This window comes from Algoriphagus sp. 10J20-15 (assembly GCF_055809615.1).
The window spans coordinates 38169-60993 of record NZ_JBVVUG010000045.1; the positions used below are offsets into that span (position 1 = coordinate 38169).

Consider the following 22825-nt stretch of genomic DNA (forward strand, 5'->3'; position numbering starts at 1 on the left):
AAAAATAATTCCCCTTGCCCCCTTTTGGGAAGGGGGAATTGCCAAATTTGAACTTCTAGGTTTAATTCAAAGTAGGTATGTGCAGCTAAGCAGATACAGATATATTTTTTAACAACAATAAGACAGTGGAGATCTGACACCGCTTTTGACTCCGCTCTGCCTGACACATTATATAATCTGAATTGCCTAGTTCATCCCAATGACGTATTTTTAAAAATCCTGAAATAAACTTAACCAACTCATGAAATCGATCTCACTTTTTGCGCTGAGCATACTCCTTTGTTTTTGCACCACAAAACTTCCTGCAGAACAAGCCAAAGGAACCGATCAAGAAATCAAAACCGGAGCAGATCAAACGGAATTGTACTTGCCGCTTTTGAAAGGCAAACGCGTAGCCGTACTGGCCAACCAAACCTCTATTATCGGTAAAACTCACTTGGTAGATAGCTTACAGAGCTTAGGAATCAACATCGTAAAAGTTTTTGGGCCGGAGCATGGTTTTAGAGGAAATGCCAGTGCTGGCGCAAAAGTGAGTGATGAGAAAGATGAGCGAACAGGGATTCCTATAATTTCCCTTTATGGTAGAAAAAGCAAACCTAGCAAGGAGGATTTGGCAGATGTGGATATTCTGATCTATGACTTGCAGGATGTGGGAGTACGATTTTACACCAATATCAATGCCTTGGCTCGGCTCATGGAAGCTTGTCAGGAAAATGGTAAGCGCTTGATTATCCTGGACAGGCCAAATCCAAACGGGTATTTGATCGATGGTCCGGTGCTGGATATGAACTACAAATCAGGAATCGGGATGTTTCCTATTCCTATGGCTCATGGTCTTACCGTAGGGGAGTTTGCGATGATGGCCAACGGAGAAGGTTGGTTGGCAAACAAGGTGAAAGCGGATATACAGGTAATTCCTGTCGCAAATTATGCGCATGATATGCGGTACGATTTACCGGTGTCTCCTTCGCCAAACTTGAATACTCCGCAGTCGGTCTTGCTTTATCCTAGCCTTTGCATGTTTGAAGGAACGTACATCAATCTTGGACGCGGTACTTATTTTCCTTTTACCGTGTTGGGAAGTCCTGCTTACAAGGGAATCTACGAGTTCAGCTTCACCCCAACAGGTATCAAAGGCATGGCTGAAACCCCACTTTTTATGGATCAGGTTTGCTATGGAATTGATCTGCGGGAATATGACACTGAAAAATTAAGAGCTAGCGGACAAATCAATTTTGAATGGATCCGTGAGCTTTATAAAGCTAGCCCAGAGAAGGAAAAGTTTTTTGATTCTAAGCTCAGCAACCAGATGAATACCATCGAAATGCAGATAGGTAGGGGGGATTTCAGACAGCAAATCATTGATGGTGTTCCTATGGAAGAGATTCGAGCAGGCTGGGAACCTGAGCTTACTGCCTATAAGAAAATGCGAGAAAAGTATTTGCTTTATCCTTGAGCGCTATCAACTAATAGCCATCGCCTCGGTCTGTGTCTCACAGACCGAAATGATTTGTGAACGAAGTGGTCTGTGAGACACAGACCACGGCTGGGGGATTTATATCTAGTTTCTTTCCCATTCAAAAATAGCAGTATTTTTAGCTCAGAAATGTCGTTACCTATGAGATTCAAATCAATGAAGTGCCCACTCTCAATTTCTATCTTTTTCCTGTCTATTATTCATCTTTTTGGACAGGAAAGTAACTGCTTTGAAAATGCTTCTGGTGCCTATTGGCCTGTGGAGGTAGGGTTGAAGAAAAACCTCACCTATGGAAACAATTCCTATGTTTCGACTTTCGCTGGGGATAGCGTAGAGTTTGAGGGCAAATATTTTTTAGTGGAAACTCAATCCTATTCAAATGGTGATGTGAAAACTAAGTATTGGCGTACTGAGGATGAGGCCGTTTTTAGTTTGAATCAGGAGAAAAACAGGCAATCCATGGAGTTTCCTTCTAATCCAGAAGTAGGTACAAAATGGAAAAGTAGCGATCAGGTCTGGAGCTATGAAGTGGTGAGTTTGACTAGCACGTATTCGACTCCATTTTGTGAATTTTCAGATCTCTTGGAAGTGAAAACGGAAAGTTCAGAACGGGAAGGGACAGTCTATAATTTGTATTACAAAAAAGGCTTAGGAATGATTGGGCTAAATGTAAATGGTCAACCTTTTTCCTACATCAAACCAAATCGAAAGCCGAATGAACGAGGATTCATAGCATTTGGCTGTGAGGATTCGGGTACGTCTCAGGAGATTGAAAAATGCACCTACGCTAAAATTTCACAGCATATCAGTGAAAATCTTAAAGCTCCAAAGTCAGAGACAAAAGGCCGGATACTTCTGAATGTGCGTATAGATGAAAATGGAGATGTGAGTAATGTGGAGGTTTTGGAAACGGTTGAAAATGGCGAAGCGTTGGAAGCAGAAGCCATAAGGGTGATGAGTTCCTTGCCGAAGTTTATCCCTGCCCAAGTTGACGACAATCAGCCGATTGCAACGAATCTAAAAGTTCCATTTAGGTTTTAATGGTGAGTTAGAAGAATTTTTGACCTCTCGTGATTTAGATAGGAATTAGAGACTGAAAAACTTAATGAAGGAGGTTTGGATTTAATCAATTCTCTCCAAAACCAGCAACCTAACCTCAATAAATTCCGGGCCTTTTATTTCTGAAGCTTTCATGGTAATAGGATGATGGCCTTTATCCAATTGAATTACTCCGATTTCCAAGGGTTTGTAATCCTTCTCATAGGATTCATCCCGAGGAGAGCGATCATATTCCACGGCTAAATAGTCTGAGTCATGGGCTTCATTGATGGGAGTGCTGACTTCATTTGCTCCCTGTTTCAGTTTTAGCGTAGCACCTACTGCTGAAGGCTTACAGGTATAATAAACAGTTGCTTTGTACTTCCCTGAGGTCAGAATATCAGTATCCCAGGTGACGCTATCGGTAGTGGATGTCCAATTGGTGAAAAAGGAGGAATTGGGATGAATGCTGGACCGCTCGATGCCTCCATGGGGAATCCCATCTCGGGCTGGTAGGAGTGTGTACTTGCTGTCTTTGTATCCTACTGGAAATATCTCCTGCCTGTCGCGATCAAGCTCTGATAACACAGAATTGATCCACTCTTCTTTTGCTTTAGATAATTCTGTAAAAGCAGCAGATGGAGCCTGAGCAATAGGCTGATCCTGTCCAGGATCTGCTTTTAAGTCATACAACTGATTATCGCTATCCAAGATATAGTTTTGGTTACGTACACTGACTCTGCCATTCCAATGGCTATACACATTTCGCTCTTCCCATTCTTCCTGTGAACCCATAAGTAAAGGCTTCAAACTTACGCCATCAAGAGGCTTTTCGAAGGGATTTGTGATTCCTGCCATGTCCATCAGTGAAGGCAAAATATCAATCGTGCTGGCAATCTGGGAGATGATTTGTGGTTTTAATGTTTCCTTCCAATACATGATAAAAGGAGAACGTACGCCGCCTTCGTCAGTGCTTCCTTTAATGCCTTTTAGTCCATCATTCCATCTCCAGCCATTTGGTCCATTGTCAGACATATAGATCACGATCGTGTTTTCCAAAAGCTTCAGACTATCGAGTTTGTCTACAACTCTGCCAACATTCCAGTCCAGGTTTTCACATAGTGCATAAGCAGCTCGTGTTTTATCCATCTTTTCTTTATCGGCATAGCGATGAGTAGTATCTATAGCTGCATCCTTGTATTTGTCCCACCAGACATCAGGAACCTGCATAGGACTATGTGGAGTATTGTATGCCAAGTAAACAAAGAAAGGTTGATCTGTGTTTTTCTCCATGTATTCCATCGCATGATCTGTGAGGTCATCGATGATGAATCCTTTTCCTTGGGTTACCTCACCGTTGTGCTCCAGCATAGGGTTGAAGTAATTGCCCCAATGGCCGGAGGCAAAGCCATAGTACTCTTCAAAGCCTCTGTTATTTGGGTGATAAGGAGGTTGGGAGCCATTGTGCCATTTGGCAAATGCAGCCGTATTATACCCATTCGATTGGAAGATATCCGCAATGGTTTTTTCGTCCAGATCCAATCGCTCACCACCTCTGGATGTAGAATATACTCCGCCACGAGGATGATATCTGCCGGTCAAAATCTCCGCTCGGGTAGGAGAGCAAACTGGGTTTACGTAGAATCTACTGAATTGCACTCCATTTTCAGCTAGCTTGTCAATATTGGGCGTATGTACGTTTGGATTTCCATTGATTCCCAAGTCACCCCAACCTTGATCATCTGACACGATGAGGACGATATTTGGCTTGGTGATTTCTTTGGTTTCTGGCTTGCAGGATTGTAAAAGCAGAAGTCCAATACCAAGGATCAGATGAAAAATAAGTTTTGGATTAAGTACCATGGATCTACGAAGGTTAAGTGGGCTGACTCTAATAAAATCCTACATGCAACTTAAGGAGAATTGTCTTAATCAAAAAAAGCCCGGAATTGATCCGGGCCTTATAAAATTTGAAGTTTGCTGAAAGTTAGAAAACGCCTTTGAATTGCTCTAGCTTCTGATCCACTTGGGTATCTACCTCAAACCATAACATTACGTCTGCCCACATAAAGGTTACCGTTGCAACTTTATTGTCTTCAGCAGAGATGAAGTATGCCAGTCTTTCGAAGGTTTCAGGAGCTGTAATCGGCGTCACTTTGATCGCAACCGCATCGTCTTTTGCCATTGCTTCCTCGTCGATTTTACCATCTTTCATGTAGGCAAAAACTGCATTAGCTTTTCCATTCAAGTGGACGGTCCAGTCACCAGAAGCTTGTGGTGTGATGAATAGTGAATATTTGCCTGCAGCTAGGTTTTTACCTGCAATGTTTACTCCGGTACTGAATTCAATGATTGTTGGGCCATTTGCGCCAGCTCTCCAAGTAACGCCATGTTTTTCAAGTTCACCAAAAACTTTTCTGCCTTTGACAGCAGGAGAGGAGTAGTCAATGCTGATTTTGGTGAAGCCCACATTTTGGGAAACGTAAGCTGCTGGACTAGGTGCTGGTGCTTGTAGCTGCGCAAAAGAGGTGTTTGAAACTGAGAAAAAGAGAATCAAGGCAAATGCCGATAAAAAGAGTTTGTTGTTTTTCATAAGTGAGATAAATGATATTGATTATAGAGCAATCTAAGAAGTATTTCCCATCTCTAAACAGTCATTTATTTTATCTTTGACCATTCCTTAAATTTTGATCTTTTATGACGTGTTCTAGTCCTAAGTGTATTCTACTTCTTGTTTTGATTTTATTTGCAAGAAGCGGGGATTTACTTTTTTCACAGCAAGTAGCTCCTAATTTTCACTACCGAGTATCAATCGATGATCCGCAGAATCAGAAAATTCAGGTAAATCTGAATGTATGGGTGGGAGAGAATGACACAGTAACACTCAAAATGCCTAATTGGATGCCAGGCTATTATCAATTGATGAATTATTCTGAGGAGGTTTCCAATGTCATTGCAAAAGGGGAAGATGGTACTGAAATCCCGATTACCGAACTCAATTCCAATACTTGGCAATTGAAGTCAGGCAAAAATTCTGAGATTATGCTGAGCTATGAAGTGAAAGCGGATAAGAAGTTTGTTGCCAATAGTTTGGTTGATTCTACCCATGCGTATTTAATACCGGCAGGTTTGTTTATGTATTTGGAAGGAGAAATCAATAGACCAGTAAGCGTTACTGTTGATGTAGATCGATGGGCCGATGTAGCCACTGGACTCAAGCAAATTTCTGATGATAAAAGGACCTATTTCGCTGAGGATTTTGATGTTTTATATGACAGTCCATTCTTGATCGGGGAGTTGGAAGAGTTGCCATCATTCGAAGTTAAAGGCGTGAAACATAGGTTTATTGGCTATGAAATGGGTGAATTTGATCGAGTGGCGTTTATGCAAAATCTCAAAAAGGTGGTAGAATCATCCGTGGAGATTATGCGAGACATACCTTTTGAGGAATATACTTTTATAGCAATAGGTCCAGGAAGAGGAGGTATTGAGCATCTAAATAATACTACAGTCAGCTTCGATGGCAAGCAGATGGAGTATAAGGAAGGTGTGCTCAGAATGATGAATTTTCTCGCACACGAGTATTTTCATCATTACAATGTTAAGCGTATCCGCCCTTTTGAATTGGGACCATTTGACTATGACAAAGGCACTAAGACAAACTTGCTTTGGGTGAGCGAAGGGCTATCTGTTTACTGATGAGTATTTGGTGACACTTAGAGGTGGATTGATGAGTGAAAAAGAGCTTTTCGAAAACCTGGAAGTAATATCAATGAATTTGAGAAATGATCCCGGAAAAGTTCATCAATCATTAGTGGAAGCAAGTTTTGCTACTTGGGGCGATGGACCTTTTGGCACGATGGCTGAGGGTCCTTAGACCGTTCTATTTCTTATTATGCGAAAGGACCTGTGGTGGGTATGCTGCTTGATTTCGGGATCAGAAATGCCTCTGAAAATAAGCTTTCTTTGGATGATGTCATGCGAAGACTTTACACCCATTATTATCAAAATCTAGGCAGGGGATTTACAGATGCAGAGTTTCAGCAAACCTGTGAAGAAATGGCTGGAATTCCCTTGACTGAGATTTTTGAAGATGTGTACACCACGAAGGAGCTGGATTACGATACTTTTTTAGGATATGCTGGCCTAGAAATTAAGGAAAATAAGACAGGAACCGAAAGCAGCTAAATTCACTATTTCCAGAATGAATAACCTTGATTCCCTGCAGAGTTCTATTCGAAACGTTCTTGGCTTGAAGGCAAATAGTAAGGTCGGGATTTCAACTTTTCTACTTCACTTAAAATGGCCCCTTTACGCTAATGGGTTTTTGATCTCTAGAATTTTATTTTTGATGGTCTTCATCAGATCTTTTGGATAAGTTCTGTTACCGATGTAGATGTCAGTCATGAAGTTGATGGCGTAATCTCCATATTTTCTCAGAGCATATTTCGGATGATCCGGTAGCTGTAGAACCATTTGGCTGCTGTTTGGGATGTTCTGATCTCAGGAAGCATCTCTTTTTCCAGTTTTTGCTGGTAAATGCTGCCAGCCCTTTCTGGATTTAGCTCAGATTCTATAATTGCTTCAGCAGCCAATTCCCCACTCCAAAGCGCATTCGAGATTCCTTCTGCGGTCACTGGATCTGCGAAACCTGCAGCATCTCCGATCAGCAAGACATTTTTTCTGTAAAAACCATCTGTTCTGGAGTAATTGGGATCTGAAACCCATGTGCTTTTTCGCTGATGACTTCCTTAATCTCCAACAGTTCCAGGTATTTCTTATAATACGCTTTGAGATCAATTCTCTTCCTTCTGGTAGAAGCAATGCCTAGAGAAAGGTGATTTTCCTTGGGAAAGCTCCAAGCGTATCCATGAGGAACACTATCCATATCAAAGCGCACTTCCTTTGACAATCGCTCGAAATCTGCAGGACTTACTTCAACTTCGTATTCTAGCGCAGGGATAAGTTTACGGGTTTCTTCCCAGCCGGCGAGTTTGGCAGTAGGACTGAGCGCTCCATCTGCCGCAATTATCAGCCTAACCTGAATATCTCCTTGACTGGTGTGAAGGATGGGGTTTTCACCAAAAGTAATAGAAGTTAGCTTATGATTTTGCTTAAGAGTTGCCCCGGCTTCTTTCGCTTTTTCGATCAGGAAATTATCAAACTTGTCCCGCATCACCATGCTGATCACCGGAACGTCCCGCACTGTGGTAAGTACTTTCGATTCACCCGCCATGTAGACCTTCATTCGGTCGTATTCTCGGTCCACCACAGATGAAATATCAAAGGGTAATTTGCGTCTACCTCTGAAAACCAATCCTCCTCCACAGGTTTTATACCTAGGTAAGGTTTCTTTCTCTAGGATAACTGTGGAAATACCTTTTTCGGCTAAATAATAGGCTGCCATAGCGCCCGATGGCCCACTGCCTATGACCGCAACCTGATAATCATTCATGTGTGCAATTGAAATCAAAGTAAATTTTCAGCGTAAAGAAAACAGAAAATGAAAAGAAACCCCTGTTTTTTTTGTGTTAGTATAGGCTCGGATACTTTTCACCTTTTACTTCCAACAAAACTTCCCGCATTTTACGAACCAATCCCATTCTCACTAGTTGATGTATCTGCTCTTCGAGGGCTAGTTGCTTTTCTCCAGTTCTCTTTTGATAAATGCTACACTTAATGGGATTTGGGTGACGGATCTGGAACTTTCATCTTCGATTGTTAAGTATTCGGTACCTTGTTTTTTAGCTTCCTTGATGATTCCAGCAATATCTATATCTCCTGTACCGAGAATTACATTGGTTTCCACATCGCCTTGACCATTTTTAGATCCAAGTGTTCCTTTTCTACGATCTTTGAGGTGTAGAATCGGGAATTTTCCATGTATTTTTTCATGATTTTCAGTGGATCTCCACCGCCCATTTTTACCCAGTACACATCCATGTTAAAGGCAAAATTTTTGGCGTTTTCCAGCATGTAATTGAATCTGACCTTATTTCGATCCTTGGCAAATTCATATCCATGGGGGTGATAAAGGAAAGTGATTCCTTCTTTCTTCAATTCTGCACCTACGGCATTGAAAAGAGCAGTTGCAATTTTAATTTCCTCCATAGAAATAGGACCTTCCGCATGAGGAATCCAGTAGCAGATCGCATATTTTGCTCCGTATTTTTTCGCCTTGTCTAGTATAGGCTGTAAGTTTTTGGTGAGTTGGAGGTATTCTGCACCTACACCTATTACCCTGAGGTTATTATCGGCTAGTAGTTTTAAATATTCTGTATCCGTCATTCCATAAGTGCCACCGCCTTCGAGAGCAGAGATACCCCATTCAGCAATACGCTCATGGTATTTTACAGGGTCAATTTTCATTTCATTGCGCAAGGAATACAGCTGTAATGCTATTTCTTGCCCTTGAGATTTGAAAAGGGGTAGTGCAACTAGTAGGGTGATTGAGATTACTTTTAAATAGTTATTCATTTGTATTTAATTTAGTCTTGACCTAAAATATATAATTTTATTTAGTTTCCGAGAGAATACTTAAATTGAAGCCTTAGTTTATACTCATGAATTCCAATAGAAGAAAGTTTATTCAAAATACCTCCCTGATAGGATTAGCAATGTCAATTTCCCCTTCGTTTTCCTTTGCCAAAAGACCAGATGCAGTAATAGGTCACGGCGATTTTAAATATCAAGTAGATGCCAAGTGGGGTATGCTCGATCCAGCCAAAGTACCGGTGAACAATTGCCATGAAATGGTGATGGATCGGAAAGGACGGATGATTATGGTCACTGATGAGCCTAAAAACAATGTGATTATATATGACCAATCTGGAAAATTCATTAAAGCCTGGACACTAGGTATGGATCGGGCTCATGGCCTGACTTTGGTAGATGAGGGAGATGCAGAATACCTATGGATTTCTGATAATGCAGGAAGAGTAGTAAAAACTACGCTCGAATGGCACCATTGTCACGGAAATAGCCCCACCTTTAAGCGAAGGGATTTATACTGAGAAAATGTCTTTTGTGCCTACAGAAACTACAGTTGCTCCGAACGGTGACTTGTATATAGCGGACGGCTATGGTTCTCAGTTTTTTCTACACTACGATAAAAATGGCAAGTTCATCCGCAAATTCGGTGGTAGCGGATCTGGGGACGCGCAGTTTAGCACGGCAGATGGTATTACAGTAGATCAGCGAGGAGGCAAGACGCCTACTCCAACTTTGCACCTCCGCGTGGACATAATTCCTTTAAACGATTCACCATGGATGGGGAGAGCATACGGAAACGATTTTCTCTGCCCTGGTGCTTTTGTTTGCAGACCTGTGATTCATGGGGACAATCTCTAGCGCTGGAGTTTGTTGGTCGAGGCTTCGATATTTGGAGCAAACACCTGATTCTGGCTTTGTGGCTATCTTGGATAAAGACAATAAGGTCGTATCGTAACCCAGGCGGAACAGCTCCTGAATACCGAAATGGTGAACTACAGCTAATGGTACAATCTGAAGCAATATTTAAGCATTGCCATGACGTATGTGTCGATCAGGACGAGAATATTTATGTATGTCAGTGGAATGCCGGAAAATCTTACCCAATAAAGTTGACAAGAGTGTGATGGAAATCTGTCACTGAATTGATTTTCAGCCACGTTGTGATTAAAAAATTAAATCTCCGAGACTATGAAGAAAGTTACTGTAGGCTGGTTTGAAATCCCGGTTAATGATATGGATAGAGCGATATCTTTTTATCAAAAGGTATTTAGCTGCACGCTTCGAAAAAATGGATATGGGTGATTTCAAAATGGCTATGTTTCCAGGCGAAGGAGACGCTTCTGGAGCTGGGGGAAGCTTAGTTTTGCATAAAGATTTTTACAAATCAAGTGAACTAGCCGGTCCCCTTATTTATTTTTCTTCTGAAGATGTGGCAATCGAATTGAAGAAAGTAGAAGAAGCTGGAGGTAAAGTACAGATCGAAAAAAGAATGATATCGCCGGAATATGGATATATGGGAGTTTTTTTGGACTCAGAAGGCAATCGTATCGCACTTCATTCCACTAGTTAATGACTGCCAAAGAAATCAGAAAGTTTGATAGTGAGGTTAATTTAGGATTGACCAGTCTTTAACTAAGATAAAGTTTATTATTTTCGAGTCTATTTAGTTTATACCTATTTTTATGCTGATTACAAAAGGATTATTGCTGACTGAGGAGAATGTCACCAATCTTGATTATATCCAGGAACAGATTGCAAAAATATTCGCCATAATAACTTTTTACTTGTTATTGATTCTAGGCGTCACAGATTTTTTACTTGGGATGTCCCCCGTAATTTATCTCTCTAAAATCGCATTTTCACTTCCGTTCATTATTTCCTATTACTTAGTTTCAAAATACGGGAGGTCGCAGCTGATCGTGAATATCCTGTTGATAATAGCCCATATAATCATTTGCATCAATTTTATATATAATGATGGGAATGACGGACCGACGATATATGCCTTTTTTTTAATGCTTGTGGTATCCTCCCTCCTGATTCAGGGTTGGCTTAAAGTGGTTTGGTATTTAGGGTCACTTTCCATGTTTTTCATACTTTTTTATGGGGAGGTGAAAGGGTACATAATTGTAGAGAATTTTTATCATGGAGTAGAGAATCAGTTTTTTGACCATACGCTTGCAATTTTGTGGATCAGTGCCTTTGTTTTTACCGTCATACACTTTTTCATAAAAAGCTATTTGAATCAAAGTCATCTGCTTCACCGGATCAAAGAGAGACAGGACAGTTCCCTAGAAGAAGTAAAAATGCTCAATGATCAGAAAAATAGGCTGATTGCGTTGCTATCTCATGATTTGAAAAACCCCATTGGAATGCTTCATACTACACTAGGCCTAATAGAAAAGGATGCGTTTGAGCCTGGAGAAATGGAGCAAATCCTTTACAATTTGAAAGGGCAAACCTACCATCTGAATAAGGTGCTCAATAACACATTAAGTTGGGTGATGACAGAATTGGAAGATACGCCAATACAGCTTCATAAGATTAGTTTGAGTGAATTGACTCAAGAGATGAAGGATATGATGGCAATGCAAGCCCAGGCGAAAAACCAACTTATAGATTTTTCAATAGAAGGGGAGGATAGAAATATATCTTTGGAGATAAACGAGATTAAAATTATCCTAAAAAACTTGATGGATAACGCCATTAAATTCGCACCTGTAGATTCCACTATTTACCTCAAACTCAGGATAAGTGAAGATAAATTAAGTTGGTTAGTGTGTAATCAGGGAGTTACGATTTCTGCAGCAGATCAAAAGAATTTATTTGTTTTCAGAGCTAGGACCTCATACGGTACCAAGAAAGAAAAAGGTACTGGAGTTGGCTTGCCGCTATGCAAAAGAATTGCTGATAAAATCAATTTTGAATTGAAGTATTCCAGCAGTAATGACTACAAGAATTGCTTCACTTTATCTAGAAAGCTTGCTTAGAGAATCACCACTCTAAGACTCATCGCACCATGAGCACCAACTACGAGTGACTGTTCTATATCTGCTGTTTTCGATGGTCCTGCTATGAATATCCCGAAGCCTGAATTGGTCAATCCTATTCTAGTATATGCTTGGTGCATATTCCCAAGGATATTTTCTTTTTTGATCACAATCACTAAATGAGCTGTGATAAAAGGTAGAGCTCTAAGGTCTAAATTACTCTCATCCAGCCATATAGCTGCGTTCTCAGCTGATGCGAATTGCCCTTCAATAATAGCCAGATCCAAGTCAGCAAAGTCGGCTGGATGTTTCGGTATTTGGCAATTGCTGTATTGCTCAAATGCAGGTGAAGCACTGTAAATTTTCAGAAATGTAGTTTCTTCAATCAATTTTTCAACCTCTTCCTTGGTCGCCACGGTTCCTTTATTAGCATTCAGAGAATTGGTAAATGCTGCTAGGAGGTCATCGGCAATCTCAAAATCTGGAATATCTGGTAGCGGTTTCTCTTCCAGTTTTAGTCCTTTTATAGCTGCCAATATGGATTCTCTACTACTCATGATCTATTCTTTTTGTACCAAGCTTTAAATGATTCTTCAGGCAAATCAGGTAGATTTCTACCTTTTCCCCATGCATTTAATGGATTGTAAATGATACTGTCAGGAAGGGATTTTAAGGAAGCTCTCATCATTTTCCCTGAAAGCCTATATGCAAGGGGGCTTTTGAATATTCCATTTGCCAATTTCATAGATAGGCCTTTGAGGGAAGATCCTTGAGCTTTGGTGATTTCTTGACGCCACTCGTAGAGTTGCTCGTGAATGTTGATTTTCACCGGACACACATCTGAGCAGCTTCCGCAAAGCGTGGAGGCAAAAGGTAAGGTACTGTATTTCTTAAGGTCTATTCCCGGTGAAAGGATAGATCCAATAGGTCCAGGAACTGTGCTTCCGTAACTAAATCCGCCACTTCGACGATAGATCGGGCAGGTATTCATGCATGCTCCGCAGCGTATGCATTTTAATGAATTTCTGAATTTCTCCCTTCCAAGTTGTTTTGTCCTACCATTATTCACCAAAATCAAATGAAGTTCCTTTCCGGGAGAAGGGCTTCTAAAATGCGAGTTGTAATTGGTAATGGACTGACCAGTGGCAGATCTTGCCAAGAGTCTAAGGAAAACGCCAAGGTCTTTTCTGCGGGGGATTAGCTTCTCTATGCCCATGCAGGCAATGTGTGTATCTGCCAAGTGAACACCCATATCTGCGTTACCTTCATTGGTGCAAACGACAAACTCACCAGTCTCTGCAACTGCGAAATTAACCCCTGTGATGGCCACTTTGGCTTGGAGGAATTTTTCACGCAGGTGGAGTCGGGCAGCATGAGTCAGATATACTGGGTCCACATTTCCTTTTTCAGTATGCAGTTTTTCGTGAAAAATATCCGAGATATCGGACTTTTTCAAGTGAATAGCAGGCATTACGATATGACTTGGTGGCTGCTTGAGAAATTGGATAATACGCTCACCCAAGTCAGTATCTACCACCTCAATGCCTCTCTCCTCCAGGTAGGGATTCAAGTGACATTCCTCCGTTAGGATAGATTTACTCTTTACTATCGCCTTGCAATTTTTTTCTTTTAATATGCTCGCAACTATCTGATTATGTTCCTCAGCATTTTCTGCCCAGTGAACTTTTATCCCATTTGCGCTGGCATTTTTCTCCAGCTCTTCCAGATAAAAATCAAGCTTGGAAAGTGTGTGATCTTTTATTTGAGAAGCTAGTTCCCGGAGTTTCTCCCATTCGGGAATTTGATGTATAGTTGCGTCACGTTTTTCACGTACTATCCAGAGTGTTTCATCATGCCATTTGGCACGCGCCTTATCTTTCAGAAAAACCGTGGCATTCTCTGGATGACTCATGAGATGGCTTGGTTTAGGATTTCTGCAAAATGCATAAGCTGAATCGGGGCCTGTTCCCGTGCTGCAATTCCCTTCATGTGCATGATACAGGACATATCTCCACCTACTATGATTTCTACTCCTTTGTCCATATGATCGGCAAGTCTATCCTTTCCCATTTGCACTGAGATGGCTTCTTCGCTTACAGCGAAAGTTCCTCCGAACCCACAGCATTCATCTTTGCGGGTAAGTTCTACTACTTCCATTCCCTCCAGATCTCTCATCAGTTGCAGTGTTTTATTGAATTTAGGTTCATTTCTTTCAGAATCGCTGGCCAATCTTAATCCTCGAAGTCCATGACAGGAAGCATGAAAGCCAATCTTATGCGGAAAGCTACCTTTGATAGAATCCACTTTGAGAACATCAGTGATGAATTCACTTAGTTCATAGATGTTTGATTGTACGTGTTCCTGGTTTTTTTGAAGGTTATTAATCTTTGGTGAATGGTCTTTTACATGCAAAACACAGCTTCCTGAAGGAGCAACGATGTAATCGAATGCAGCAAAATCCCTGATAAATTTGGAGGTGGTGCCTTCTGTGTCAGCCTCAAAACCAGAGTTAGCCATGGGCTGTCCACAACATGTTTGCCCTAAGGGGTAAGTTACTTTACAGCCTAATTTTTCCAATAATTCTAACGTCGCTATTGCGACATTGGGATAAAACTGATCAATGTAGCAAGGAATAAACAGGCCTATATGTGGTACGTTATTTTTCATTTGAAATGTAAATTAAGCCATCTATTCCATTGAAACCAGCATAGCTGCACCTAATGCAGATCCATTTGGGAAGTCACTTGGAATGATCTTTAATTCAGGTAGTTTAATCTGCAGCATCTCCACAAAAATATCGTTTGCATTGAAGCCTCCATCTATGAATAGCCTATCAACAGGAGCATTGTCTGTGACTAATTTAATAGCCGCTGCTTGCAGATCTGTTAGTTCATGAATAAACGTATAATAGGCTTCATTGAATTCAGCGAAAACAGACCAATCATTTTCCTTTGCTTGATCCAAACCATAATGCTTAGGTTTTAGGTATTGAAAATGGATTCGCTTAGCTGTATAGCCCTTCACTTTTTCAAAGAGGGTAGAATTAAATTTTAATTTTTTGTAAGTACCCAGTGGCATTTGAAAGTATTCATAGAGCTTTTCTACCTGATACTTATGCTCCTCACCTATGAAAAGTCTGGATATTTTGATCGGTTCACCTTTGATGCTTAAAAACTGTAGGCAATCCCGCTTAAGCTCTTTTTTGGTGAGTTTAGTTTTGTTGAATGGATTGATACAAATAGCCCAAGTACCTGTTGAAAGCAGAGCAAATGGTTCTATTTCTTGCTTGATATATGGCAGCAATGCTGAAGAAGAGTCATGCACACCTATGCCACAGGGGATATTTCCAAGTTCAGGTTTAGTCTTCAGAAGCGTATTTCCAGGGTACTATGGGAGGAAGTAACTTTCTGATTCCTTCCCGATCTACCCAGGCATGGTAATCGTTCGCTTCATAATCCCATAGCCCAGTATGGCACCCAATACTCGTGTAATCCGATACCATTTCTCCTGTAAATAAGAAACTTAAGTATTGAGGGAAATGAAATGAATATTTGATTCTTTTAAAGAATTCTGGTTTTTCGTGCTTGATGAAATACAGCTGTAAACCAGAGTTTAGCATGGCTAAGGGTGGTGAGGATGTGGCCCTGCAAAAGTTCATTTTCCCGCCATTTTCTTCATAGAACTTTTTAAGAAGTTCATCTGGAAATGGCTTTAGGTAGTCATAAAGAGGAGTTGCGGGAATTCCTTTTTCATCGGTATGCACAAAGGAAGCTCCATGACAGGAGAAATTGAGTCGTTTGATCTGATATTCTTCTGATTTCAACGCCTGCCTAAAGGTCTTTAGCATCCACTCTTCAAGTGGTGCCAAGGGCTCACTAGGAAAATCATCTTCATCGGGAATCAGCATCCAGACGAATATATGAACTGTGTACTTCGGTTAAATTTTCATCAAAAAGAAAAAACTTTTTATTAGTCTTGCCGATATCAAAAACAGCCGTTACTGGAATTTTACTCATAGCTACGCTTTCAAAGCGATTTTCGAATGATCATTTTGAATGGACTTTTCAAAGGGATTCTGTCCTCTGCACCTAGGATTTGGTTTGCGATTGTATTCCCCATTTGCATAAAATCAGTAGAAATGGTGGTGATTCCTTCTGCTAATATCTCTTTAAGGGGAGTCTCATTATAAGAAATAATCCCTATGTCGCTTCCTAGTTGTAACTGTTGTTCCCGCGATTTTTTTACAATGTTGGCAAGGTCAGTTTCAGCTAAGACGATAAAAGAATCTCCTTCATACAGAGGTTCGTCATCGATTCCATCTAGGATGAGATTGTTGAAATTGTGGAAATAGCAGAAACGTTTAAAACCATCTATTATCTCTACAGGGTACATGTCTCCTTTAGGAAACACCAGAATTAATCTGGAATATTTTCTTAAGTGAATAATACCGGATTCCAGGGCTTCAAATATGTCTCTGGCAAAATCCTGATAAACTCCCGGGAATTCATTTTCATGATTCTTTACATCACGGTCCATTATCAAAAGCTTATCTTTTGGGATTTGCTGAATCAAGTCATAGCAGGTTTCCGGATGATTGTTGTCATCAAAGAAATGCGGCGCTAAAACATAGTAGTTGTAGTTTCCCAGGTTTCGTTCTAATAAGTTTTCGAAAATGGTGCGGTTATAATGATGGATTTGAAGATCCACCGTCGCTTGATTTCCCAAAGTCTCTATAATAGAATAATAGATGATTTTCTTATACGAACTCAGCTTATTGAATATCAACAACACCTTTAATTTATTAGCCATGTTAGTCGAATTAACATAGAAACCCTTGCCTCTCACAGAAGTTATAATTCCTCTATCCCGGAGTTCATTATAGGCTTTTTCTACGGTATCCCTTGAGAGCAAAAAGTCAAAACTGGTTTCATTGATAGAAGGAATTCTATCTCCGATCTTCAGTTTACCACTATCGAGATCATCTAGAACTAGATTGACCACTTGCATGTACTTGGGGGTTCGAGAATCCGTGTGGATTTTCTCTGATTTATCGACTAACATGGCGTTTTAGGTTATTGTTGGGGTACTAGGGGGAATCGGGATTTATTAGTTCATAAACTATCTTGGGAATGCAGCGGCTAATCCGCCATCTACATTCAACATATTACCAGTTGTCTTCCCAAGTTGACCGCTGACGAAGACGAATGCAGCATCGGCGATATCACTAGTTTTCACACTTTCTTTCAATAAGGTACGATTTGCATAGAACTGTGGCAAGTCTTTCACTTCTATTCCATAGGCCTTCGCGCGATTTTCACCCCATCCGCCTTCCCAGATGTTTGAGTTTTCAATCACTGCATCCGGATTTACTACATTGACCTTGATTTTGTCTTCCGCCAATTCTGCTGCCATCAATCTTGACATATGTAATTGTGCTGCTTTGGCGGTTCCGTAAGCCACATTTTTTGCACCGGCCACCAAGCCATTTTTACTTGCAATGTTTACTATGTCTCCACCATGACCCTGAAGCTTCATGATTTTTACTCCGGCTTTGGAAATGTGATATTGACCCATCACCAAAATGTCATTCAGTCTGTCCCAGTCTTGATCCGTGTGATCTTCAAAAGACTTGCTAATAGAAATCCCGGCATTATTCACCATGATATCCACTCCTCCAAACTGAAGACAAGTAGCTTCAATCGCAGCTTCCAAGCTTTCGCGATTAGTCACATCTAGCTTCACAGTTAGAAATGCATCTTTTCCATATTTTTTCAAAAGTGCCTCTCCAGTGGTTTGAAGTCTGTTTTCATCGATGTCAGTAACTACCACGCAGGCACCTTCCTGGATATATTTTTCTACGATAGCCAAACCAATTCCTCCTGCACTTCCTGTGACTAAGGCAACTTTTCTCGAAAGAGGCTGCTCTTTTGGCATTCTCTGGAGTTTTGCTTCTTCGAGTAACCAATATTCAATATTGAAGGCTTCTTGTAGGGGCAAAGAAACGTATTGAGAAACTGCCTCTGCACCACGCATTACATTTATTGCATTGATGTAGAATTCACTAGCGACACGACTTGTCTGCTTGTTTTTTGCGTAGCTAAACATGCCTACACCCGGCCAGATGATAATTACCGGATTAGGATCCCTCATCGCGGGGCTATTGGAATGCTTATGATTTTCGTAGTAGTCAGCATACATTTCTCTGTAAGACTGGAATGCCACACTGATTTGCTCTTTCAAAGCGGTAAGGTCAGAAAGGTCTTGATCTGCTGCAATATCCAGAACCAAAGGAGAAATTTTTGTTCTCAAAAAGTGATCCGGGCAACTTGTTCCCATAGGAGCTAATTTGCTAAGGTCGTTGCTGTTGATAAACTGAAGGACTTCCGGTGCATCAGTAAAGGTACCCACCATCAGATTTTCTGAAGAAGCTAGGCCTCTAAGCAATGGCGCAAGCTTAGCTGCTTGACTTTTTCGCTGTTCTGGAGCTAGGGATTTTACTTTTTCACCTCCAAATACCGGACGGGTTTTACCGTAATTTTGAGCTAGGTATTCCGAAGCAGTTTCTATCACTTCCAAGCTGTTGATATAGCATTCGAAGGCAGTATCGCCCCATGTGAAAAGTCCATGGCCACCAAGCATAATTCCTCGGATCCCAGGGTTTTCGTCTAGGGCTTGTTTCAATTGTAAGCCCAAATCAAAGCCCGGTTTTTGCCAAGGCACCCAAGCGATCTGCCCGTTCCAAAGGTCTTTCGTAATTTGCTCCCCATCTTTGGCAGCTGCAATTGCAATAGCTGCGTCCGGATGAAGGTGATCTATATGCTTGAATGGAAGAAATGCGTGAAGTGGTGTATCAATGGAAGGAGCCTTGGACTTAAGATCATAGATACAATGGTTGAAAAGTTCAACCATTTCATCTTCAAATTCCAGTCCTCTATAGATGCCTTTCAAAGCACGTAGTTTATCCACATAAAGTCCAGCTAAGCCAGCTTTAGTTAGAGTCCCAATATCTCCCCCGGAGCCTTTGACCCACATTACCTCTACTTTTTCGTTAGTGAGCGGATCAGATTCATAGGTTTTGCAGCTGGTATTGCCACCTCCGTAATTGGTGATTCTTAGATCAGCTCCAAGGATATTTGAACGATAAATTAGAAGATCAACTTCCTTTCCCTCAAGTTTAGATGCTACAGCATCATCCCAGAGGTAACTTACATGCTTAAAGTTTTTTGTTGTTATGCTCATTGCGTTTAGCAGATTGTTCTGATAGTGAATATGGGCGAAAAGATTACTTCAGGTATCCTGTGCTGTCTTGAATACCTAAAGATTAACACTAATTATTTGGCCTGTGGTTGTTACAATATTTCGCTAAAGATCATGCGATGATATTATTGTTGTAAATATCCCAACTATTCGAAATTTAATTTTAATTAAACGGATTTCAGGGTTGCCGTAGTATTTGGTGTTCTCGTCCTTCTGTTTGTTTCTAAAATTTTGGTTCTCTTTATGGATATTTTTTATACCTGAAATTTAAAAAGTATAATCCAAAATCTATAAAGATCATAGGGGAAGAGTGTACGCAGAATGCGAAATTCAATTTGTTTCAGAGGGTAGACTTCTATTTTTATATGGAGTTAAATGATTTTGTGGACTTTTTTTTGGCGACCAATTTGATACTTCATCACTAGGACAAATTCCAACAGCTTACTGGGATAGGAATAGATATCAATGATTTTTCCCCAAAAAACCTGAGTTGGGAATACACTAATAGCAAGTTCTTAAATCTGTTATAAAAGCTGACTCGTACTCGTTTTGGGTGTTTTACCTACCAAAGTAACAGTTGGGCCGGAAGGAGAAAACAGCTATTCTCACACGTTAAAGCAAAAAATTGAATGTGAAATAACCTTATATCTTAATCTGATTGTACAAGTCGAAGAAAGGCCTCTCTTCTTGATTTTGGCCTTTTTATGAACAAAATGAGTAAAAAAGTTACACTGCCACCTATTTTATGAAAATAACTGAAGACCAAATAGCATCTTTTTCTACCACTAATTTTCATTACAGATCAGTAGATTTATTGAGAGATCGACTCTCAAATCAGCGCTTAGATTTTGACGATATTATCCTGAAGATTCAAAAGTTTCAAATAGCCATTCCAAGTGCAGCGTTGGGAAACGGTAGAGCAGGAGCAAAAATGCATAGAACAGGAGGGGAGCCTCGAAACTTAAATGAAAAGTTGGAGGATGTTGGCTTATTGCAGCAGTTGACTAGAAAAACGAATTCAATATCTGTTTATATACCATGGGATACGCCTGAGGATTACCAGGAGTCCAAAGAATTGGCTGTTGATCTGGATTTGGTATTTGATTCCATGAATAGTACAAGTTCTCAGGATGAAAACAAGCAGAAATACGCCGCTTTAGGTTCTTTAGGGAATCCTGACAAAACAATCCGGCAAGAAGCTATTGCTCACAACGAAGAGGTAATTAGCATTGGCAAAAAGCTGGGAAGCAAAGGGTTGACCGTTTGGATGGCTGATGGAAGTAATTTTCCAGGTCAGTCGAATTTCAGAAATACTCTAGCTTGGACTGAAGAGTCTCTCCGTGAAATATATGAAATCATGCCTTCAGACTGGGATCTGATGCTAGAGTACAAGCCCTATGAGCCTAATTGCTACCATACCGTGGTCCCTGACTGGGGGACTTCCTGTATGCTGGCCAAACGATTAGGATCAAGGGCCAAAGCGCTGGTGGATCTAGGCTACCATCTTCCAAAAACTAATATTGAACAGATTGTAGCTACGCTAATGTATCAAAACCTCCTTGGAGGATTTCATTTCAATGATAGTAAGTATGGAGAGGATGATATGAATCCTAGTAGTATCAAGCCGTATCAGCTTTTTTTGATTTTTACTGAACTAATAAGTGGAGACCTGGATGGAGCACAGGCTTGGGAAAGTATTTCCTGGATGATAGATGCCAGCTATAATACTCAAGATCCCTTGGTCGATTTGATTCAAGCGTTGGAAGCTATTACAATTGCCTATGCAAAAGCGCTGCTCATGGTACCGGGAAAAGCTTAATGAGTTTCAGAAAAAGGGGCAGGGTTCAGAAGCTCAGGAGATTTTGCAAATGGCGTACTTGACTGATGTGAGGTCCTTGGTTTGCGAGGCGAGACTTCGGTCTGGGGGAGTTGCTGAGCCTTTAGAAGCGTATAGAATCCTGATGATTCGCAATAAATTGGTGCAGGAACGCGGAGCAAAATCATACAGCTACTTATTTTAAGCCGCTACATTTCTTGTTATCTTGGGGCATGTTAATACGAAAATATTTACCCCTATCCTTACTGGTTACTTTTGCATTTCTTGGCTTTACTAGTTGTGATTCGAAAAAGGAGAACGCAATAGCTGAAGTAGAAAAAAAGACTAATATAATTTTTATCCTCGCAGATGACTTAGGTTATGGAGATTTGGGTTTTCTTGGTCAAGAATACATAGAAACTCCAAATATTGATCGTCTGGCTAAGGAGGGCATGTTTTTTACTAATCATTATTCTGGAGCAACTGTTTGTGCTCCTTCCAGATCCTCTTTTTTGACAGGATTACATACGGGGCATACGCCTATTCGTGGCAATCGTGAAGTACAGCCGGAGGGGCAATATCCTATGCCTGATTCTATTCCAACCGTCGCTAAAGTGTTGGAAAATGCTGGTTACAAAACAGGAGCTTTTGGGAAATGGGGGCTAGGCTTTGTAGGAACCACTGGGGATCCAAATCAGCAAGGTTTTGAGGAGTTTTACGGATATAATTGTCGGAGATACTGCTCATAGATATTATCCTGCGCACTTATGGCATAATAGCGACAAAATTGTTTTGGAGGGAAATGGCTGGGTCGATAAGACGGTATATGCACCAGATGTGATTCAGAAAGAGACGATTACATTTTTGGAAAACAACAAGGATAATCCTTTCTTCTTGTTTATGCCTATCGTTATGCCACATGCTGAATTAGCTGCTCCGGATGATGAAATTATCGAGAAATACAAAGCAAAATTTGGTGATGAAAAACCCCATCCAGCTGGAAAGGGTACAGAATATGGTCCTGACATCAACATCACTGCTTACCAATCCCACCCTACGCCACATGGCTGCATTTGCAGCTATGGTAGAACGAATGGATGTTTACGTTGGAGAGGTGCTGGCTAAGCTGGATGAACTAGGAATTGCAGAAAACACATTGATTATCTTTGCTTCTGATAATGGTGCGCACCAAGAAGGAGGAGCTGATCCAGTCTTTTTCGATAGCAACGGACCCTTCAGAGGACATAAGCGTGACTTATACGAAGGTGGAGTCCGTACGCCGATGATTGCCTGGTGGGCCAGGTAAGATCAAAGCGGGTTCGAAAAGTGACCACATATCAGCATTTTGGGATTTGCTACCAACATTTGCTGATGTAGCTGGTGCTGAAATTCCAACTAACATAGACGGGATTTCTTTTTTACCTTCTATGTTGGAGCAAAAAGATCAGAAAGTACATGAGTATTTATATTGGGAATTTCATGAGCAAGGTGGTAAGCAGGCGGTAAGGCAGGGCAAGTGGAAGGCTGTGAAGCTTCAGGTTTTTGGTAGCGACATGCCAAAGATTGAATTATATGATTTAAGCGTACGACCTGGGAGAGAAGAACATAATATTGCTGCAGAAAATCCCGAAAAAGTTAAGGAGATGGAAGCTTTGATGAATTCATCACATACAGAAAATCCTATTTTCAGTTTACTTCCTTCCGAACGGCAGGCTGCAAAATAAATTGGTTTCATGAGGAAAAGGCTAAGATTTA

At 40.8% G+C, this 22825-nt stretch carries 30 protein-coding genes; 16 read left to right on the top strand and 14 right to left on the bottom strand.

Features of this window, described 5'->3' with window-relative positions; genetic code table 11:
• Nucleotides 1–241 precede the first annotated feature (241 nt).
• Together AC0L6R_RS19840 and AC0L6R_RS19845 are read left to right on the top strand one after the other, a co-directional pair.
• Entirely contained in the window at nt 242–1456 is a 1215-nt protein-coding gene (locus tag AC0L6R_RS19840) for an exo-beta-N-acetylmuramidase NamZ family protein (protein ID WP_473272800.1), read from the top strand.
• 177 nt (nt 1457–1633) lie between these two features.
• Nucleotides 1634–2518, top strand: a complete 885-nt coding sequence (locus tag AC0L6R_RS19845) for an energy transducer TonB (RefSeq protein WP_473272801.1) — start codon at nt 1634–1636, stop codon at nt 2516–2518.
• An 81-nt stretch (nt 2519–2599) separates the two neighbouring features.
• On the opposite strand, the gene AC0L6R_RS19850 is transcribed toward AC0L6R_RS19845, so the two are convergent.
• Nucleotides 2600–4378: an arylsulfatase gene (locus tag AC0L6R_RS19850; protein WP_473272802.1), complete on the bottom strand. Its 1779-nt coding sequence runs from the start codon at nt 4376–4378 to the stop codon at nt 2600–2602.
• A gap of 124 nt (nt 4379–4502) precedes the next feature.
• Nucleotides 4503–5108, bottom strand: a complete 606-nt coding sequence (locus AC0L6R_RS19855) for a DUF2911 domain-containing protein (RefSeq protein ID WP_473272803.1) — start codon at nt 5106–5108, stop codon at nt 4503–4505.
• 104 nt (nt 5109–5212) lie between these two features.
• On the opposite strand from AC0L6R_RS19855, the gene AC0L6R_RS19860 reads away from it, so the two are divergent.
• Genes AC0L6R_RS19860 through AC0L6R_RS19870 form a run of 3 tightly spaced genes read left to right on the top strand, consistent with a single transcriptional unit; the run spans nt 5213 to nt 6703 of the window.
• On the top strand, nt 5213–6214 hold the full coding sequence (locus AC0L6R_RS19860; RefSeq protein WP_473272804.1) for a M61 family metallopeptidase: 1002 nt from the start codon (nt 5213–5215) through the stop codon (nt 6212–6214).
• Nucleotides 6215–6224: 10 nt separating this feature from the next.
• On the top strand, nt 6225–6392 hold the full coding sequence (locus AC0L6R_RS19865; RefSeq protein ID WP_473272990.1) for a hypothetical protein: 168 nt from the start codon (nt 6225–6227) through the stop codon (nt 6390–6392).
• 41 nt (nt 6393–6433) lie between these two features.
• A complete protein-coding gene (locus AC0L6R_RS19870; protein WP_473272805.1) occupies nt 6434–6703 on the top strand; it encodes a hypothetical protein in 270 nt (89 codons plus the stop codon).
• A gap of 123 nt (nt 6704–6826) precedes the next feature.
• On the opposite strand, the gene AC0L6R_RS19875 is transcribed toward AC0L6R_RS19870, so the two are convergent.
• From AC0L6R_RS19875 to AC0L6R_RS19895, 5 genes are all read right to left on the bottom strand, one after another.
• Nucleotides 6827–6991: a hypothetical protein gene (locus tag AC0L6R_RS19875; protein WP_473272806.1), complete on the bottom strand. Its 165-nt coding sequence runs from the start codon at nt 6989–6991 to the stop codon at nt 6827–6829.
• Nucleotides 6952–7188 (bottom strand): NAD(P)/FAD-dependent oxidoreductase, encoded by a 237-nt coding sequence (locus AC0L6R_RS19880; RefSeq protein WP_473272807.1) that lies wholly within the window; start codon nt 7186–7188, stop codon nt 6952–6954. The genes AC0L6R_RS19875 and AC0L6R_RS19880 overlap by 40 nt, the downstream gene beginning before the upstream one ends.
• The gene (locus AC0L6R_RS19885) at nt 7182–7970 is read right to left on the bottom strand and encodes a geranylgeranyl reductase family protein (protein WP_473272808.1); all 789 of its coding nucleotides are present in this window, start codon (nt 7968–7970) and stop codon (nt 7182–7184) included. The genes AC0L6R_RS19880 and AC0L6R_RS19885 overlap by 7 nt, the downstream gene beginning before the upstream one ends.
• Before the next feature lie 180 nt (nt 7971–8150).
• Nucleotides 8151–8324 (bottom strand): hypothetical protein, encoded by a 174-nt coding sequence (locus AC0L6R_RS19890; protein ID WP_473272809.1) that lies wholly within the window; start codon nt 8322–8324, stop codon nt 8151–8153.
• Nucleotides 8309–8992, bottom strand: coding sequence for a sugar phosphate isomerase/epimerase family protein (locus AC0L6R_RS19895; RefSeq protein ID WP_473272810.1), 684 nt, complete (start codon nt 8990–8992; stop codon nt 8309–8311). The genes AC0L6R_RS19890 and AC0L6R_RS19895 overlap by 16 nt, the downstream gene beginning before the upstream one ends.
• 86 nt (nt 8993–9078) lie before the next feature.
• Here AC0L6R_RS19895 and AC0L6R_RS19900 point away from each other — a divergent pair, with 86 nt between their 5' ends.
• The 5 genes from AC0L6R_RS19900 to AC0L6R_RS19920 all read left to right on the top strand — a co-directional run bounded on the left by AC0L6R_RS19900 (nt 9079) and on the right by AC0L6R_RS19920 (nt 11997).
• Nucleotides 9079–9528, top strand: coding sequence for a hypothetical protein (locus tag AC0L6R_RS19900; protein WP_473272811.1), 450 nt, complete (start codon nt 9079–9081; stop codon nt 9526–9528).
• A gap of 13 nt (nt 9529–9541) precedes the next feature.
• Complete coding sequence (locus tag AC0L6R_RS19905) at nt 9542–9865, top strand: hypothetical protein (RefSeq protein WP_473272812.1); 324 nt, start codon at nt 9542–9544, stop codon at nt 9863–9865.
• Between the two features lie 375 nt (nt 9866–10240).
• On the top strand, nt 10241–10309 hold the full coding sequence (locus AC0L6R_RS19910) for a hypothetical protein (protein WP_473272991.1): 69 nt from the start codon (nt 10241–10243) through the stop codon (nt 10307–10309).
• A complete protein-coding gene (locus tag AC0L6R_RS19915; RefSeq protein ID WP_473272813.1) occupies nt 10302–10577 on the top strand; it encodes a VOC family protein in 276 nt (91 codons plus the stop codon). The genes AC0L6R_RS19910 and AC0L6R_RS19915 overlap by 8 nt, the downstream gene beginning before the upstream one ends.
• A 112-nt stretch (nt 10578–10689) precedes the next feature.
• Nucleotides 10690–11997: a sensor histidine kinase gene (locus tag AC0L6R_RS19920; protein WP_473272814.1), complete on the top strand. Its 1308-nt coding sequence runs from the start codon at nt 10690–10692 to the stop codon at nt 11995–11997.
• Here the strand turns inward: AC0L6R_RS19920 and AC0L6R_RS19925 are convergent.
• The 7 genes from AC0L6R_RS19925 to AC0L6R_RS19955 form a co-directional block, all read right to left on the bottom strand.
• Entirely contained in the window at nt 11994–12554 is a 561-nt protein-coding gene (locus AC0L6R_RS19925; protein WP_283411560.1) for a LutC/YkgG family protein, read from the bottom strand. The genes AC0L6R_RS19920 and AC0L6R_RS19925 overlap by 4 nt on opposite strands.
• Nucleotides 12551–13909, bottom strand: coding sequence for a lactate utilization protein B (locus tag AC0L6R_RS19930; RefSeq protein ID WP_283411559.1), 1359 nt, complete (start codon nt 13907–13909; stop codon nt 12551–12553). Before AC0L6R_RS19930 ends, AC0L6R_RS19925 begins: the two co-directional genes overlap by 4 nt.
• Nucleotides 13906–14664, bottom strand: a complete 759-nt coding sequence (locus AC0L6R_RS19935) for a (Fe-S)-binding protein (RefSeq protein WP_283411558.1) — start codon at nt 14662–14664, stop codon at nt 13906–13908. The genes AC0L6R_RS19930 and AC0L6R_RS19935 overlap by 4 nt, the downstream gene beginning before the upstream one ends.
• 21 nt (nt 14665–14685) lie before the next feature.
• Nucleotides 14686–15300, bottom strand: a complete 615-nt coding sequence (locus AC0L6R_RS19940; protein WP_473272815.1) for a hypothetical protein — start codon at nt 15298–15300, stop codon at nt 14686–14688.
• Nucleotides 15301–15355: 55 nt separating this feature from the next.
• Nucleotides 15356–15904: an FGGY family carbohydrate kinase gene (locus tag AC0L6R_RS19945; RefSeq protein WP_473272816.1), complete on the bottom strand. Its 549-nt coding sequence runs from the start codon at nt 15902–15904 to the stop codon at nt 15356–15358.
• Nucleotides 15905–16023: 119 nt separating this feature from the next.
• Nucleotides 16024–17058: a GntR family transcriptional regulator gene (locus AC0L6R_RS19950; protein WP_473272817.1), complete on the bottom strand. Its 1035-nt coding sequence runs from the start codon at nt 17056–17058 to the stop codon at nt 16024–16026.
• 57 nt (nt 17059–17115) lie between these two features.
• The gene (locus tag AC0L6R_RS19955; RefSeq protein ID WP_473272818.1) at nt 17116–19236 is read right to left on the bottom strand and encodes a bifunctional aldolase/short-chain dehydrogenase; all 2121 of its coding nucleotides are present in this window, start codon (nt 19234–19236) and stop codon (nt 17116–17118) included.
• Nucleotides 19237–19999: 763 nt separating this feature from the next.
• Between AC0L6R_RS19955 and AC0L6R_RS19960 the strand changes: the two genes are divergently transcribed.
• From AC0L6R_RS19960 to AC0L6R_RS19985, 6 genes are read left to right on the top strand one after another with little or no spacing between them, the layout of a single operon-like run.
• Nucleotides 20000–21073, top strand: coding sequence for a sugar isomerase (locus AC0L6R_RS19960; protein ID WP_473272819.1), 1074 nt, complete (start codon nt 20000–20002; stop codon nt 21071–21073).
• Nucleotides 21036–21275 carry a hypothetical protein gene (locus tag AC0L6R_RS19965; protein WP_473272820.1) on the top strand — a complete coding sequence of 80 codons (240 nt, stop codon included), beginning with the start codon at nt 21036–21038 and terminating at the stop codon, nt 21273–21275. The genes AC0L6R_RS19960 and AC0L6R_RS19965 overlap by 38 nt, the downstream gene beginning before the upstream one ends.
• 28 nt (nt 21276–21303) lie before the next feature.
• Nucleotides 21304–21819: a sulfatase-like hydrolase/transferase gene (locus AC0L6R_RS19970; protein ID WP_473272821.1), complete on the top strand. Its 516-nt coding sequence runs from the start codon at nt 21304–21306 to the stop codon at nt 21817–21819.
• Entirely contained in the window at nt 21776–22195 is a 420-nt protein-coding gene (locus AC0L6R_RS19975; RefSeq protein WP_473272822.1) for a hypothetical protein, read from the top strand. Before AC0L6R_RS19970 ends, AC0L6R_RS19975 begins: the two co-directional genes overlap by 44 nt.
• Complete coding sequence (locus tag AC0L6R_RS19980; protein ID WP_473272823.1) at nt 22164–22376, top strand: sulfatase-like hydrolase/transferase; 213 nt, start codon at nt 22164–22166, stop codon at nt 22374–22376. The genes AC0L6R_RS19975 and AC0L6R_RS19980 overlap by 32 nt, the downstream gene beginning before the upstream one ends.
• Nucleotides 22377–22422: 46 nt before the next feature.
• Nucleotides 22423–22794 carry a sulfatase/phosphatase domain-containing protein gene (locus tag AC0L6R_RS19985; protein WP_473272824.1) on the top strand — a complete coding sequence of 124 codons (372 nt, stop codon included), beginning with the start codon at nt 22423–22425 and terminating at the stop codon, nt 22792–22794.
• The last annotated feature ends 31 nt before the right edge of the window (nt 22795–22825 follow it).

Excerpts from the sequence above, each read along its gene's own strand:
- AC0L6R_RS19945 (WP_473272816.1), bottom strand. The coding sequence starts at position 15,904 with ATGCTGATTCCCGATGAAGATGATTTTCCTAGTGAGCCCTTGGCACCA.
- AC0L6R_RS19950 (WP_473272817.1), bottom strand. The coding sequence starts at position 17,058 with ATGTTAGTCGATAAATCAGAGAAAATCCACACGGATTCTCGAACCCCC.
- AC0L6R_RS19935 (WP_283411558.1), bottom strand. The coding sequence starts at position 14,664 with ATGAAAAATAACGTACCACATATAGGCCTGTTTATTCCTTGCTACATT.
- AC0L6R_RS19965 (WP_473272820.1), top strand. The coding sequence starts at position 21,036 with ATGCAAAAGCGCTGCTCATGGTACCGGGAAAAGCTTAATGAGTTTCAG.
- AC0L6R_RS19960 (WP_473272819.1), top strand. The coding sequence starts at position 20,000 with ATGAAAATAACTGAAGACCAAATAGCATCTTTTTCTACCACTAATTTT.
- AC0L6R_RS19900 (WP_473272811.1), top strand. The coding sequence starts at position 9,079 with ATGAATTCCAATAGAAGAAAGTTTATTCAAAATACCTCCCTGATAGGA.
- AC0L6R_RS19870 (WP_473272805.1), top strand. The coding sequence starts at position 6,434 with ATGCTGCTTGATTTCGGGATCAGAAATGCCTCTGAAAATAAGCTTTCT.
- AC0L6R_RS19895 (WP_473272810.1), bottom strand. The coding sequence starts at position 8,992 with ATGAATAACTATTTAAAAGTAATCTCAATCACCCTACTAGTTGCACTA.
- AC0L6R_RS19845 (WP_473272801.1), top strand. The coding sequence starts at position 1,634 with ATGAAGTGCCCACTCTCAATTTCTATCTTTTTCCTGTCTATTATTCAT.
- AC0L6R_RS19860 (WP_473272804.1), top strand. The coding sequence starts at position 5,213 with ATGACGTGTTCTAGTCCTAAGTGTATTCTACTTCTTGTTTTGATTTTA.
- AC0L6R_RS19915 (WP_473272813.1), top strand. The coding sequence starts at position 10,302 with ATGGGTGATTTCAAAATGGCTATGTTTCCAGGCGAAGGAGACGCTTCT.
- AC0L6R_RS19885 (WP_473272808.1), bottom strand. The coding sequence starts at position 7,970 with ATGAATGATTATCAGGTTGCGGTCATAGGCAGTGGGCCATCGGGCGCT.
- AC0L6R_RS19850 (WP_473272802.1), bottom strand. The coding sequence starts at position 4,378 with ATGGTACTTAATCCAAAACTTATTTTTCATCTGATCCTTGGTATTGGA.
- AC0L6R_RS19970 (WP_473272821.1), top strand. The coding sequence starts at position 21,304 with ATGTTAATACGAAAATATTTACCCCTATCCTTACTGGTTACTTTTGCA.
- AC0L6R_RS19855 (WP_473272803.1), bottom strand. The coding sequence starts at position 5,108 with ATGAAAAACAACAAACTCTTTTTATCGGCATTTGCCTTGATTCTCTTT.
- AC0L6R_RS19840 (WP_473272800.1), top strand. The coding sequence starts at position 242 with ATGAAATCGATCTCACTTTTTGCGCTGAGCATACTCCTTTGTTTTTGC.
- AC0L6R_RS19920 (WP_473272814.1), top strand. The coding sequence starts at position 10,690 with ATGCTGATTACAAAAGGATTATTGCTGACTGAGGAGAATGTCACCAAT.
- AC0L6R_RS19980 (WP_473272823.1), top strand. The coding sequence starts at position 22,164 with ATGGATGTTTACGTTGGAGAGGTGCTGGCTAAGCTGGATGAACTAGGA.
- AC0L6R_RS19875 (WP_473272806.1), bottom strand. The coding sequence starts at position 6,991 with ATGGTTCTACAGCTACCGGATCATCCGAAATATGCTCTGAGAAAATAT.
- AC0L6R_RS19955 (WP_473272818.1), bottom strand. The coding sequence starts at position 19,236 with ATGAGCATAACAACAAAAAACTTTAAGCATGTAAGTTACCTCTGGGAT.
- AC0L6R_RS19925 (WP_283411560.1), bottom strand. The coding sequence starts at position 12,554 with ATGAGTAGTAGAGAATCCATATTGGCAGCTATAAAAGGACTAAAACTG.
- AC0L6R_RS19930 (WP_283411559.1), bottom strand. The coding sequence starts at position 13,909 with ATGAGTCATCCAGAGAATGCCACGGTTTTTCTGAAAGATAAGGCGCGT.